Raw genomic sequence first — 14,437 nt, 5'->3', positions numbered from 1 at the left:
TTTGTTTAGTGTAAAGGAAACACCATGCCCGCGCTTAGTAATCAAGAGATTGAACGCGTACTGCGTAATTCAGAATGCTTAATCAGCCGTATTGAGGTACAAGCCGCGTATGAACGCCTTGCCGCCAGTGTCAATCTGTACTACGCAGGGCGCAATCCGATTGTGATGGTGGTGATGAACGGCGGTCTCATCCCTGCAGGGCAGCTTTTGACCCAATTTACCTTTTATCATCGCATGTACTACATCCACGCCACGCGCTACCGCGATAACCAAGGCACTGACAAGCTAACGTGGCTACACCGCCCCGATGTCAATTTAGCAGGCGAAGATGTCTTATTGATTGATGATATCTTTGATGAAGGCATCACGCTCAAAGCCGTGGTGGATGAATTACGCGCCGAAAACCCTGCCAGCGTGCGCACATGTGTGCTACTCAACAAAGTCCATGCACGCAAAGTGGCAGATTTTACGACAGATTTTGTTGGACTTGATGTTGCAGACCGCTACGTGTACGGCTGCGGCATGGATTATCACGGCTATTTGCGTCACATGCCGGGTATCTACGCGCTAAAAGAAAACGCGGTTTAGCGATTTAGCAGGTCACCTTTTAAATTTTTAGATACTCTAAAACTACAGCGTGTCAAACTGCAAGGTTAAGCCCGTTTGGCGGTTACCTTGTTGGGTAATCGCTTGGCCCAGCGTGGCTGCACTGCTCACCAGCGTCAATGCCCCACGGCTGCGCGTGATGGCGGTATAAACCAGCTCTTGGCTTAGTAGCCGCTGGTGGCTGATGTCAATACAGACCGCCACATGATCAAATTCTGAGCCTTGGGATTTATGAATGCTTAGCGCGTACGCCCATTCGCAGCTTTCTTGACTTAGGCGGCGACTGTCAATCACCTGCTCGGCAAAACACACCCACACGGTGTTTGCTTGCTGTACACAAATACCAATATCACCGTTAAACAGCCCCAGCTGATAGTCATTTTTATTGACCATAATCGGCACACCGTGATAGAAAAAATCTTGCGTTGCACTCATATGGGCAAAATTAAAATACGCTTGGCGCAACGTTTTATTAAGCGTTTGTGTGCCTAGCTGCCCCTGATGGCCGGCACTGAGTACACGGTAGGCATCAAATTTGGCAAATAGCCGCTGGCGGTCGGCCGCGTCATGCACATCTGCGCCACTACTTTGCCAATCACGCATCAGCGCAAAAAAGTCATGAAACGGCGCAGCGATGATGCGATATAAGTCAGCAATTGGCGTATGTTGGCGTACCTCAAACCAGCGCAAAGTTGGCTGATTATCGGCAGCAACTTGGCCAAGTCCTGTCTTGATGTCGGTTTTGGTCAATCCTGCTTTGGCTTGCCTGAATTTAGCCTGTTTGTCAGCGGTGGTGGTATTTGGCAACAGTACCACGCGCGCAAGTTGTCCCAAGGCAGAGTCTGCGGCAAAGCGTTTGGATTCGGTCAGCTCGGTATGATACGGCTGCAATGCAGGTACTTGGCACAAATCCGACAACACCGCGCCTGCCTCGACCGCCGCCAACTGATTGGCATCCCCCAACAAAATCAGCTGCGTGCTAGGCTTGATGGCATTGACCAATTGGCTGGCAAGCTCAAGCCCAAGCATTGAGGCTTCATCGACAATGATCACATCATACGGCAATGGATTGTTTGCATGATAGCGTGGTACGCCTGTTTGCCCAATACCCAACAGACGGTGTAAGGTCTTGGCATCATCAAGTGTGGAAATGGCATCTGGCATGCTGTTGGCAAGTGACTCGCGCATGCGTTGGGCGGCTTTGCCTGTCGGTGCGGTCAGCGCAATTGCTAGCGGTGGCTGATTGGGATTGATTTTGCGTTCACGTTCGTGATTTGCCAAACGCGCCTGTACAAGCTGCGCCACGGTAAAAGTTTTACCCGTACCCGGCCCGCCTGTGATGATGCTTAAGGCATGTTGTTGGGCATTGTGGATGGCTTGCTGCTGTTGGGCATTGGGTTTGGGTGCGTTGTTTTGCATGGTGTTTGGGGATATCGTCTGCCCTATTGCATCGGCTTGCTGGCGAATCTGCTGGCGTGCGATGGTCATCAGCTGCGCTGCCAATTGACGCTCGGCTGCCCATTCGCGCTGTAACCAAAATACGGCTTGGGTTTGGACATGGTTCAAGTATTGCATAACAAGCGGCGTATTTACCTTCCCCAATGCAGTTTGAGCGTTAGGATTTATCACCGTAAGCCAGTGCTGTTGCTGCCAGTGTGTGATGTTATCGGCGTTGATTTGGTCATTATGCAATGCTGGTTGGTAAACGGTATGCCCTTCGCTTAGGTTCTCGCTAAGTTGTCCAAAAAGGTTTTTTAAGTCATTGAATGAGTTGAGTTCGGGCTTTTCTTTGGTGTTGTTGGCTTTTGTATTTTTATTTTTGCTTAGGCTATTTTTATCGGCTTGTCGAGCCAAAATAAAATCTGCCACCGTCTGTAATTGCTGGCTAAACGTGCTGTATGGGTTTTCAATATTTTCAATAGCCGCTGGCGGCATAGGCTGCTCGTTTGCTTGATTATCATCTGTTTGATTCGATGGGTTTTGTGGCTGCATGTCATTGTCCTAAAAGTTTTTTATCAAAAAGTCATGTCAAAACGCGCCAAACAGCTGGTCGAGTTCTTGAATTAAGTCAATATTACTGGGCAACTGCAATTTGCCCGTGTGCTCCGCTTCGCGCGACACACCGCGCAAAAATACATATTCAACCCCGCCTAAATGCTCCGTGATGGCATAGTTTGGCAAGCGCAGTTTTAAAAACCGATGTAACGCGACTTGATAAATGTACGCCTGTAACCAATAGCCATGCTTATCCATCTCACGCGTCATGGCAGATGGGTCATAATCCTCAAAACTTGCGCCCAAAAAATTGCTTTTATAATCAACCACATAAAACTTATTTTGATATTGATAGACCAAATCAATCTCGCCGCGCAAATACCGCCAAATTGCGTTAGGACTGCCCTGCCCTTGCAAATTGAGCGTGATATCATATTTGGCGAGCAGTTTATTGAGCGCATTGATGGATAAGTGATGCTGCAGACGCAAACTAAAGCCCATTTCGGCAATTTTTTGTTTATGGCCAATTTGCACCAAACTTTGCCCCGTCGCGTCAAACGGTGTGTGAATGATATCAAACAACCATGCACTAAGCGCGATGTAGTCATCTTGTGGTTCGTCAATCAGCCCGTCGTATTTGATTGGCTGGTGGCTTGCAGCAAGGGTCGAAAAATACTTGGCAGGCATTTGCTGGTTGCGCAAGGCACGGTCAATCATCGCAGCCCAACGCGCTGATTTGAACAATTTATCAGTATCAACCGCGCCTTCTGACGGTGCTTCATGGTGGTATTGGGCGATGTCCTCTAGCACGCGGTGCAAAAATGTGCCTGCGCTGATACCTTTATCAAAACGAAACCGCATGGGCGCATCGGGTGAGATGGCAGCACGTGCGGCTATCGTACCATGAGGTTGCTGGTTGGCGTTGTCGTCGTGCGCGTTGTTATCGTCGCCACTTCTTGCCACATCGTCCTGATGAATGGCGGCGGCTTGTTGGTTAGGGTCTAAAAATTTTGCCAACGCGGTAAAGCTGGTATTTGCCCAACCTTTAAAATTTTGTACAAAATCCGCTTGCTGCGCTCTGTAATCCACGGTTTGGCGCGGCGTGCTATCGTCTTTGGGCGTATGGTAGCGGTAGGTTTTGCCCAAAAATGGTTGTAGCGCGTTGATATCAACCAACTTGACATACGGCTGTAACTCATCATGTAAGCTCAGGGTTTTGATATCTTGTACAAACGCATTGAGTATGTAGTCATCGCCCGAACTTGCTTTGGTGCTGGTTGTCACCACATACAGCCGCTCACGCGCGCGTGTCATGGCAACGTACAATAAGCGTAAGCTATCTTCATAGACTTGCCGCTTATGAATAGCGACCAAGTCGGTTTGGCTGGCGCGATGCTGCGGACTGGCCGACAGCCGCTGCCCTTGTAGGCCAATTTTGCTGCGATCGGTGCTAGGGTCAATGTCATGCGCGTCATAGCGATACAACAGATGCTGGTTGGTTTTGTTCTTGTTGGCTTGTCCACTGATACCTGCAACAAAGACAATGGCAAATTCTAACCCCTTAGAGCCATGCATGGTCATCAATTGTACGCCCTGCTCGGATGCCAACGTGTGCTGTTTTGCCCAATCGTCTTTGGGCGGCGCGCTGGTGAGCTGGCGCATCCAATCCACCAGTTGATAATCGTTGGCTTGCTGCTCGCTGCCTTGCTCGTTGATGATGTCAAGCAGTTGGCGCAAATCAACCAACAACCGTTCACCGTCACGATGACGGGCTAGGTTTTGCCAAAAATTCAACGTATGTTTGGTAGATGGTAGCGCGGTTTGGTGCAAAAGCCACTGTATCGCTGCCAAAAAACCCTGCCGCTGCCACAGCTCGCCACTGTGCGCCAAGATGGTTTGGAGATGTGCGGCATCGCGTTGGGGGGTGAGCGCGTTGCCATCGAGATGCTCGCTTACGTTGCTGTCAGTATCTTCAAGCACAATCTGCGCTTGCTGTATGGTCAGTTGAAAAAAGCTGGTCAGCAATAAGGCTTTGAGTTTACCACGTTGATAGGGTGCAAGCATGGCTTGCATCAGGGTGAGTAAATCTTTTGCCATACGGTCGGCAAACACGCTTTGGCTGCCGACGCGTATACTGGCAATACCGCGTTTGGTTAGCGCGCGCTCAACCTCGGTCAAATCTTTGCCAGTCCGTGCCAATACGCACACATCACTTGCTGCCAGCGGCTTGCCATCTAGTGCCAATGGCTTGCCAGTCTCACCTTGACTGAGCAAAGCGGCGATTTGGGCAGCGATGACTTGGCCTTCGGTGAAGTCTTGGTTGTCGTTTTTGTTGGCTTGTTGGTCGGTTTGGGCGGTGCTACTGGCGTCTGTGCCTTGTGGTTGTGCCTGTTTGTTGGCTTTTGGCTTTAAAATTTGCAAGTGGTACAACGTTGGCAAGGGCATGTCGCTATCGGCTGGGTCGGCAAGCGTCAATTCGGGTGTATCACGGGTGGCTTGAATATGCTGATAATAAATTTCATCGCCCAAATAATACCGCTGGTTGGCTGGCGACTTGTCACCGTTAGGCAAGGTTACTTGCGCGTTATCGGCTGGCGTTGGCGCACCAAACCACACATTCAGCGCGTCAATCAATGGTTTGGATGAACGGCGGTTTTGGGTCAAGGCCATCGGCTTGGTAGGAAACAACCGTTTTAGCGCGTTGTAGTTATAGACATCGCCACCGCGAAAGCCATAAATCGCCTGTTTGGGGTCGCCAACCAACAGCAAAAACCCTGCCGCCTGCCGTGCCGTTTGGCGTGATTTGTCGGCATGATTGGCAGGCGTGTCATGGCTGTCCAGATAAATCCGCTGAATCATCAACGCCTGCTCGGTGTTTAAGTCTTGTGATTCATCAATCAAGGCATTGGGGTATTGGTGGCGGATGTAACGCGCCAGTTGTAAGCCCCGCTCGCCTGCCAGCGCGTTATTTAGCCGTGCCAGTTGTAGGCTATAGGTGGTCAAACGCTGCGCCTCTAGCACATTGGGCAATTGCTCACGTACATAGCGGCTGATAAATTGGATAAAATAATAGCCGATATCGGCCAGATATTGTTTGGTGGCTTGTAGGGTCTCATAAAGCGCGTGCAACCGCTGAACCGTTGGCAACTGTTTAAAAGTTTCGCGCTTATCATCTTTATTTTTATTAAAACCTTTATTTTTTTTAAAAACTTCATCAATCGCGATTAACCACGCGTTTGACAGCTCATCAACCCTCTGTAAGTTCAGTAATTCTGCTAAATTCCAATGTGCCAATTTTTGTTTTAATTCTGTATAGCTATCAAATTTTTTTTCTAAATTAGTATTTGCGTTTATACCCTGTTTTCTACGAAAACTTTCATCCAAATATGGCAAAATATCACTGTCATCGGCTTGCGCAATTTCGCGCGCTAAGTGCACAGCGTGCGCAACGTCCAAGTCAAAATTTAGCTTGATGGTATCAATCGGTGCGCTATAAAATGACTGCGCCTGCTTGACTACCGACAAATAACCCTGTGGTTGTGACAATATATTTTGCTGCTTGAGTAGCTGATACAGTGTAGGATTGCTGTTATAAGCCTGTGCCAAAAAAGCGCGTAACTGATCGTGAATCATACCAAGCATGATATCATCGACATTCTCACAAATTTGAATATCTGGCGAAAAGCCCGTATCGCTGCTAAATTCACGCAACCATTTTTGACATAAGCTATCAAGCGTACCAACAAACAAACGGTCAAGCTGATTGAGCGCGGTTGCGGTGCGTTGATACGCGATGCGAAAATCCACACTGGGCATAGACTGACTGACCACATGGCTTGCCAGCCAGCGTATAAGATGCGTGTTGATTGGGTCTTCAAGCTTACTGGCTAAGCCATGATGGGTCGCAAGCGCGGTCAGCTGCTCAAAAAACGTGTCCACGGCCGCGCGCTGCTTGGTGGTTAAGGGTAAGTTGCCATCATGGTTGTTCGCGGTGGGTGATTGGCTAGCAGGCGTGTTGGCCGCCTGCCCGCGCTTGGCCAACGGGCGCGGCAAGGTTAGATCATGGCTGCGTACCAACTGCACCACACGGTAAAAATCCTGCAAACGCTCGCGGATACGTTGGCGCATTTCAGCCGCCGCGCTACGGGTGAAGGTCGTTGCGATGATACGATCACACGGCTGCCCCCCTTCAACAATCAAGCGCAACACCACGCCCGTCAGTGTCCATGTTTTACCCGTGCCTGCTGAGGCTTCAATCAGATGTTTGCCCACCAAAGGCAAGGCAATAGCAGGCGGCAAGACGGCAGCACTTAAGTCAGTTTGGGCGGTGGGTTGGGCGATTTGGTTTGGCATGGTCATTGTGCGTTGTTATCAGTTGTTATCAAATGGATTGATTGATTAAATGGGCTGATTTATCAAGTAACTATAAATTGGCTTGTTTTAAATTGTCCAACATTGGTTGATATAGCAGGCCTGTTAGGTGCTGTAAAAATGGCACAATCACCCATGGGTTGTCATCGTCTAACAACCATTGCCATAAGCTATAGGTGGCATGCTCTACCTCGTCATAGGTAACGTGAGTTTGCAACCAAACATCCAGTTTTGGCTTATCGTTCGGCTGTTCGGTTGCCTTTTGGATATAATCACAACTCACCTGTGGTGGCAAAATTGTAATTTGCGCTTGCATGAGTTGCCATACCATCAAGCAGTCTTGCAAATAGGTGTACGCTTGTTGGTGTTCGATGGGTGGTAAATACAGCAACGCGTCATGATACTGCCACAACGCGCTACCGTGATGCTGTGCCACTTGTTCATGACTGGTTTGGCGCGCGATTTGCCAGCACAAATGATGCAGCCAAAAATTTAGTTGATGTCTGGCTTTGTTTTTTTTGGGTAAATAATGCAGCCACACCGCCGTTTGGATATCTTTTGGCAACCATGCCTTGAGCACGTAGCCTTGCAGGGTCTCGCTTGGCATGGCGTTGTCATCCAGCGTTGGCACATCAACACGCCCAACGTTGGTTTCTTGGCTGATGGTCAGCCAGTTGTGAAACTGCTTGCTGGCAGGTTGGTTTGCAGGTATGCCCAAATGCTGCGCCAGTATCGGCAAGATGGTTTCTAAATTTTGCAAACGTGCTTCATGCGTGGCTTCATCGGTCAGGGCACTGTTTTGCGCTGCCTGTGTCAGACGCTCGCTTAAAGACTGTAGCGCTTGCTGAATCTGTGTTCGCTGCTCGTTTAGAGTCAAATAGCGGTTGATGCCTGCAGGCAATAGCGCGTTGTAAATGGCACTGCTGGTGTCATCCATCGCATCACGCCAATCATCCGCCAATAATTGCTGTATCAGCAAATCGTTAAGCCGATAGCTGTCCAAATGGTCAATCGATAGCGGCTCAAGGGCGGCTTGGGCTTCATATTTTTTGATAAAATCAATACATTGAGCGCACAAAAATGCCTGGGCAGGGTCTTGAACATCCCGAATGATAGCCGATAACTCACGGTAATGGACGCTTAGGCTGTCATGTGGCTGCTGGGCTATTTGAGGTTTGCGCGCTTGCCACGCTTCTAGCCACGCGGCAAGCTGGGCATTGCCCCAAATGTCTGCCAGCGCATTTGGTTCGGTTTTGTCTTGGTACAAAGCTTGATACACCTGCTGCCAAAGCCGTGCAGGTGGTGCTAGGTGCTGTTTGGCTTGGTGGATTTGATTGAGCTGCGCTTGTTGCACGGGTGTATCATCCGTGGTCAGCAATGGCTCAAAATACCGCGCATCAAATGGTAGGGCTTGGTGATAGGTTACCAAATACTGCGCCACTTGTTGGCCAAAGGTTCTGGATTGGGTCAAATTACTTAGGCTATTTTGTTGTGTCGCATTGTGTTGTTCAGCACTTTGTTTGGCGGCGCTAGAGGTTGGTGTGTCATACTCAACTTCATCTTGCAAAAAGTTTAGCAGCTCCTGCACGGGGCTGGCTGGCAAATGCTCGTGGGTTTCGGTCGTACTTTTGGCATTGTAAAATAGCCAGCACGCCTCACGCGCGCACAACAATGCATCCAAAAACGCGCCCAAATCATCGGCTTCACGAAAACGGTCGCCGCGCTTGCCCAATGCCGCTTGCGTCAAGTCATAGCGATTGAGCGGCTCGCGCTTGGGAAAGTCATTGAGATTGAGGTTGAGCATCGCCACCAGTTTGTACGGCACACCGCGCACCGCGCCAATCCGTGCAAAGGTAATCACGCCAGCAGGCTCAGCGCTCACTTGCTGGCTGGCTAATTGCTCGGCAACACTGTGCAAGACAAAATCCAGTTTTAGCGGCAATTCGGTTTGGGTTTCGCTTTGCGCGGGGTCAGCGGTGACCTTAAAATGTGCCTCGATGTTACGCCGTAAGGCGTTGAGCGCGGCAAAAATCGACAGCAACGCCTTGCCTTGGACAAACTGCCTAAACACGCCTTGAATGGTGTCCTCAATCTCGCGCAGCCACGCGCCAATCAGCTGCGCTTGTCTGCCGATGTCGCGTTTGGCATTGAGCATTTGGTACAAGTCACACAGCATGGCAATGATGGGCGTATCTGCCAACGTCACGCCTGCCAGCGGTACGATGGCCTCATGATGTCCGCTTAGGTTTTGGTAGTCACCAAACTGTGTGACCGCAGCGGTTGGCATCAAAAGCCCTGCCACCAGACGCTCTAGCGCGTAGGCAAAACTGTAGCGGTAGTCGTCATCGGCAGTGTGCAATGTGGTTTGTAAATGACGTTCATCAAATCCGCGCACAAACCCTGCCTCAGTCAAAAGCTCACACGCACGGTTGATTTGGCTGAGATTTAGTCCAAAACTTTCATACAACGGCGGCAAACGCAGCCAGTCAAACACCTCTAACCGTCCAAAACGCGCGCCTGCGTGGTTGAGTAGTGTATAAAACCCAACAATTGCTTGCCAAAATTGGTTAATATCCTTGCTGGTCACACCTGTGACTTTGGCAGGCAAAGTATAGCCATCTGTCCCCACCCCATCGGGAAAAATCGCCTCAATCAACGCCTGCTCTGCTTCAATATCGGGCAATAACACCAAAATATCGCTCAAACTGCGATGTTGCTTGGGCCTATCGGTTGGCACATCGGTGTGATTTAGCCAGCCAACAATCATACCGCGCAGCACCTCAAGCTGGCGCAAGGTACTGTGACACGCATGAATCGCCAAGCTATTGTCAATGGTTGGCGGTGTCCATGGTTGCTGATTGTGCTGCGCCTCTTGTTTCAGCTTTGCCAATAGCGCGTTAAACGCTTCATTGCGGTTAAAGCCTGCTTGTTGTAGCTGAGCAATCGCGTCAAGCGCGCTGTGATTGGGATAAAAATTTTTTTGAGAATTAGCTTGATTGATGCTGGCAAGTTGTTGTAGGGTGTGGATTTTTTGTTGGGTGGCTTGTGAATTTTTTTCATCAAAATTTAGCTCACCTTGCACCAAATCGCGCAATCGCTCGGCGGTTTGGCGTTCATCGAGCATTAAAATATCGTATTGCAGCTGGCTAAGCAGCGTATCATGCGGCGCGCGCTCATCAAACGCATCTTGCCAAGTAATCGTGCCGTATTCATTGCCCGATAGACTGACCAACATGGCAAACACCTCGCGCGATTGCTTGCCAAAGCGTGATAACAGCGTGTGCCCGTATTCGCGCAGTTCAGCGGCAGGCTCGCTGGTCATCTGTTGTTGTAACAGCCAGTTTTTATCCACGATATCCGCCCAAAACTGCATAGACGGGTTAAAATGTAGCAGCGTGATATCAGTCAGTTCTGCCAGTCGCTCAATTTCTAGCAGCTCACTTGGCGGCAACTGCTGCACCGTAAACAGTAGCAGCGATGCAGGCAGCTGCGCACGGCACGCCCTTTGTATCCAGTCGCGCCTTTCGTGCAGGGCTTGCCAAAAATTGGCGTGTATAGCTTGGCGCGTGGCAAAGTCTTGCACAAACAGCGTTTGCCACAAAAACCGCTGCGCCGCCTCAAGCGTTTTATAATGCTCAACCAACCAATCGGGCGTGGCATCCGCCGCGGTGGTGCTGCGTCCGTTTAGGCGGTTAAAAAAGTCATCGCGTTCCGCAATCATCTGCGCGATAGGCAACGCCTGCCCACGGTTCCACTGGGTCAGCCAGTCCGTGCGATAAGTCAAATAACGGCTTAGTACCGCCGCCATATCGCCTGCAAATTGCCACAAACGCTGGTCATGTGACCGATTTTCTGCCGCGTCAGACGCACGGGTATCGCCAAGCAGCGATTGGTTGTTTGCCCAATCGGTGGTAGAATTTTGTTGGGCAGTTGATGACGCGTTGGCTGGCTGGCTGGCGGTTCGGTGAGCCTGTTTGTCGGCTAACAGCGGCTGGATAAAGGCGTATAACGGGTGCTTATCATCGCGTAAAATCTGTGCCGCGTGTTGCAACAAATAACCAAAAATCTGCCATTGCATCACGTTTTTGGACAACATCGGCACATCAGGCACGCGCGGAACGTCCTTTTCGCTGGCTAGCCGCTCATAGGTGCGTAGCACGCGCTGCATCAGCCCCAAAAAATAACGCCCCCAAAACTCCGTCGTCACCAGCGTGCTGATCCCCGTTTGGTCAGCGACTTGGGTTTTGAGCCACTCGCCCAGCACTTTGGATGGAACAATCACGTCAAACGGCTCAAATACCGAGCGCGCGTCGGTCGGCTTGCGGTATTCTGCCAGCAGATGGTCAAATAAAACTTCTGTTTTGTTGCTTTGGATGATTTTTAGCATGGTTTAATTTTATGTATTAATAGATGTTATAACAGCCTGATTAAGTTGCGACGGCGCTTTGTTCGCCGCTCAACTTTAGCCACTAATGCCACTAAACAAAAGACGCTCAACAAAATTTTATGCTAAAGTATGCCAAAGAATGGAACACATCAAGGATGCGATTTATGTTGCCTAGCCCCGATGTAATTTTTTATCACCCCATCAAAAAATTTAGCGTACTTTATCACAACAACAAACTTTGGCAGTTGCCAAGGCGGGACTTTAATGGCACGTCTTTGCGCTACATGCAGCCATTTACGGGCAACCTTAGTGAAATCGTGGTCGCTTTTAGCCAACAGCTTGACCCCGATGATCTGGTTTTACAATCTCAGTTGCTCACCCTTGATCTACCAAAAACCTTGGTTGGGCGTAACGCCAACGAATTCATGCAATGGTGGCAAGCCAATCGCCATGCATATCGTCGTGAGCTGCAAGAAAAATCCGCCCGACAAGCCGAATACAAACGCCTGTTGCAGCAAAAAATGCCACAGCGTCATTCACCAATCAACGCCTCTCAATCCTATGTTACGCCAAATGCCGATGCTTTAACAAGCCAAAAACCATCCCACACGACAGCCAATGACGTGCCAGTTACGACCAGCCAATCCGATACCATTTTTGATGATTTGTTGGCGGATTTAACAAAGAATTTATAACGCTATCAGCCAAAAAAAGCACCAAAATGGTGCTTTTTTATGAATTGTTTAAACATCAACCATCCTTACGGCGCATGTGAGGGAACAAAATCACATCACGGATGCTTGGCGCGTCGGCAAACAACATCACCAAACGGTCGATACCGATGCCCTCGCCTGCTGTTGGTGGCAGACCGTACGACAACGCTTCAATAAACTCGGCATCATAGTGCATGGCCTCATCATCGCCTGCGTCTTTTTCGATGACTTGTTGGCGAAAACGCTCGGCTTGGTCGATGGGGTCGTTAAGCTCGCTAAAGCCGTTGGCAATCTCACGCCCGCCGATGAACAATTCAAAACGGTCAGTGATGTCGGGGTTGTCGTCGTTGCGCCGTGCCAGCGGCGAGGTTTCAGCTGGGTATTCGGTGACAAACGTGGGCTGACGCAGTTGGTGTTCGGCGGTCTCTTCAAAAATAATGGTTTGCAATTTGCCAATACCAAAGCTGTCTTTGACCTCTTGCTTGAGCACATGCTGAACATAATCCGCCAAATACGCACGGTCGGTGATTTTTGTCATATCAAAATCGGTGGCGTATTGTGCAATCGCTTGCGTCATGGGTAGCCGCACAAACGGCGCTTGCAGGCTAATCGCCTCACCTTGGTAGGTCAAATCGGTCGTGCCCAAAATATCGTGGGCAAGCTGGCTAAACATCTGCTCGGTCAGCGTCATCAAGTCTCGATAATCGGCATACGCTTGATAAAACTCAATCATGGTAAATTCAGGATTGTGCCGCGCGGATACGCCTTCATTGCGAAAGTTGCGGTTAATTTCAAACACGCGCTCAAAACCACCGACGACAAGGCGTTTGAGGTACAATTCTGGCGCGATACGCAAATACAGTGGCATATCCAGAGCATTGTGGTGTGTGATAAACGGCCGCGCCACCGCGCCACCGGGGATGACGTGCATCATGGGGGTTTCAACTTCCATAAAGCGCGCGTCAAGCATGAATTTGCGAATACCTGCAATCACTTGGCTGCGGATGATAAACGTCTGACGGCTGGCATCATTGGTCATCAAGTCCAAATGGCGGCTGCGATAGCGGCTTTCGGTGTCGGCAAGCCCGTGGAATTTGTCGGGCAATGGGCGTAATGATTTGGTCAAAAGCTGCACATCACTGGCATGAATCGACAACTCGCCTGTATTGGTGCGAAACAAATGCCCCGTGATACCCACGATATCACCGATATCCCACGTTTTAAAGTCGTTGTATGCATCCTCGCCAATGTCGTTTTTGCTGATATAGGCTTGAATGCGCCCTGTCATATCGGCGATGGTGGCAAAACTTGCCTTACCCATGACGCGCTTGAGCATCATGCGCCCTGCCACGCTGACGATGACAGGGTCGGCATCGGCAAGGGCTTGTTTGTCTTGGTCTTGGTAAGCGGTTTGTAGGTCTTGGGCGTAATGCTTGCGGCGAAATTGGTTGGGGTATGGGTTTTTGCCTGCTTGCTTGATGAGGTCAAGCTTGTGATGACGCTGCTTGATAAGCTCGTTTACGTCTTCTTGTGCGTCTTGGTGGTCGGCTGGGGTTTGCGGTTGGTTTGACATGGTTTTACCTTTGCTTTAAAACTTAAACAATTTCAGTAATTTTTCGGCAAGTGATTCACTTTTTTCATCAGGGATATTAACGTCTAAATTAACCGACCAAATGGTAAAATAGCCATACTGACCTTTTTTGAGTTCACCACCTGCCTGTTTACCTTGTTCAGTCAAAAAGATGTTCTTACCTTTGGTCTCAATATAACCTAGTTGTTCTAGTTTTTCGCTTAATTCACCAGACTTCATGCCTAATTTATCGGCAAGTTTACTGATAGTCAGTTTTTCAAATTTTCTAGGCTTATTTTCACTAAGTTGTGTTTCTTGCAATGGCTTTGATAAACTCGTATCAGTTTCAACTTTATCTGCTGATACCTTAATTTCTTCACTGATGCGTATGATGCGCTGCACTTCTTCATAGGTGTCCGCGTATAGCTGACCATCGCTATCACGGCTAATTAGCACACCCATTTCATTGTTATTAATTTGGCTAAATTCATAGAGATTTAAACTCGTAATAATACATTCATTTTCGTTTAAATAGCATTTTGCGTGTAAATTTTTGCAAAAACTGGTACGAGCATACTCTAAATTTTTTAACCAATTAATCTCTTCAGGTTGCAAATCGCTTTTGCCATAAATAATACGAATATCAATTTTTAGGCGGTTTTTATCTTCCAATAGCTCTTTGACGCGCTCATTGAGTTTAAGATAAGGGCTAATCAAGATAAGCCGTTCAGAAGCTTTTTTAATCAGTTCTTCAAGATGATAAGTTGTACCACTGGTATTTAAAAACTTAGCCAT

At 49.1% G+C, this 14,437-nt stretch carries 7 protein-coding genes; 2 read left to right on the top strand and 5 right to left on the bottom strand.

Translation table 11 applies throughout. The features are described from left to right. Positions 1–24: 24 nt before the first annotated feature. Complete coding sequence (locus AC5L4R_RS02275; protein WP_494472180.1) at positions 25–588, top strand: hypoxanthine-guanine phosphoribosyltransferase; 564 nt, start codon at positions 25–27, stop codon at positions 586–588. A gap of 42 nt (positions 589–630) precedes the next feature. Here AC5L4R_RS02275 and recD read toward each other — a convergent pair whose 3' ends face one another. The 3 genes from recD to AC5L4R_RS02260 form a co-directional block, all read right to left on the bottom strand. Beyond that, entirely contained in the window at positions 631–2,598 is a 1,968-nt protein-coding gene (recD, locus tag AC5L4R_RS02270) for an exodeoxyribonuclease V subunit alpha (protein WP_494472179.1), read from the bottom strand. Positions 2,599–2,634: 36 nt separating this feature from the next. After that, complete coding sequence (locus AC5L4R_RS02265) at positions 2,635–6,960, bottom strand: UvrD-helicase domain-containing protein (protein ID WP_494472178.1); 4,326 nt, start codon at positions 6,958–6,960, stop codon at positions 2,635–2,637. A 64-nt stretch (positions 6,961–7,024) separates the two neighbouring features. Continuing rightward, positions 7,025–11,359: an exodeoxyribonuclease V subunit gamma gene (locus AC5L4R_RS02260; protein WP_494472177.1), complete on the bottom strand. Its 4,335-nt coding sequence runs from the start codon at positions 11,357–11,359 to the stop codon at positions 7,025–7,027. 164 nt (positions 11,360–11,523) lie between these two features. Here AC5L4R_RS02260 and AC5L4R_RS02255 point away from each other — a divergent pair, with 164 nt between their 5' ends. Next, on the top strand, positions 11,524–12,054 hold the full coding sequence (locus AC5L4R_RS02255) for a hypothetical protein (RefSeq protein ID WP_494472176.1): 531 nt from the start codon (positions 11,524–11,526) through the stop codon (positions 12,052–12,054). Positions 12,055–12,109: 55 nt separating this feature from the next. On the opposite strand, the gene lysS is transcribed toward AC5L4R_RS02255, so the two are convergent. Together lysS and AC5L4R_RS02245 are read right to left on the bottom strand one after the other, a co-directional pair. Beyond that, a complete protein-coding gene (lysS, locus tag AC5L4R_RS02250; RefSeq protein WP_494472175.1) occupies positions 12,110–13,645 on the bottom strand; it encodes a lysine--tRNA ligase in 1,536 nt (511 codons plus the stop codon). Between the two features lie 15 nt (positions 13,646–13,660). Further along, positions 13,661–14,437 carry a phospholipase D family protein gene (locus tag AC5L4R_RS02245; protein ID WP_494472174.1) on the bottom strand — a complete coding sequence of 259 codons (777 nt, stop codon included), beginning with the start codon at positions 14,435–14,437 and terminating at the stop codon, positions 13,661–13,663.

Source organism: Faucicola sp. SE7633 (assembly GCF_059264685.1).
Note: the sequence above shows the minus strand (reverse complement) of the source record. Positions and strands in the feature narration are given on the sequence as shown.

Bases quoted from the DNA above. Each gene is read 5' to 3' on its own strand.
- AC5L4R_RS02245 (WP_494472174.1), bottom strand. From the start codon at position 14,437: ATGGCTAAGTTTTTAAATACCAGTGGTACAACTTATCATCTTGAAGAA.
- lysS (WP_494472175.1), bottom strand. From the start codon at position 13,645: ATGTCAAACCAACCGCAAACCCCAGCCGACCACCAAGACGCACAAGAA.
- AC5L4R_RS02255 (WP_494472176.1), top strand. From the start codon at position 11,524: ATGTTGCCTAGCCCCGATGTAATTTTTTATCACCCCATCAAAAAATTT.
- AC5L4R_RS02260 (WP_494472177.1), bottom strand. From the start codon at position 11,359: ATGCTAAAAATCATCCAAAGCAACAAAACAGAAGTTTTATTTGACCAT.
- recD (WP_494472179.1), bottom strand. From the start codon at position 2,598: ATGCAGCCACAAAACCCATCGAATCAAACAGATGATAATCAAGCAAAC.
- AC5L4R_RS02265 (WP_494472178.1), bottom strand. From the start codon at position 6,960: ATGACCATGCCAAACCAAATCGCCCAACCCACCGCCCAAACTGACTTA.
- AC5L4R_RS02275 (WP_494472180.1), top strand. From the start codon at position 25: ATGCCCGCGCTTAGTAATCAAGAGATTGAACGCGTACTGCGTAATTCA.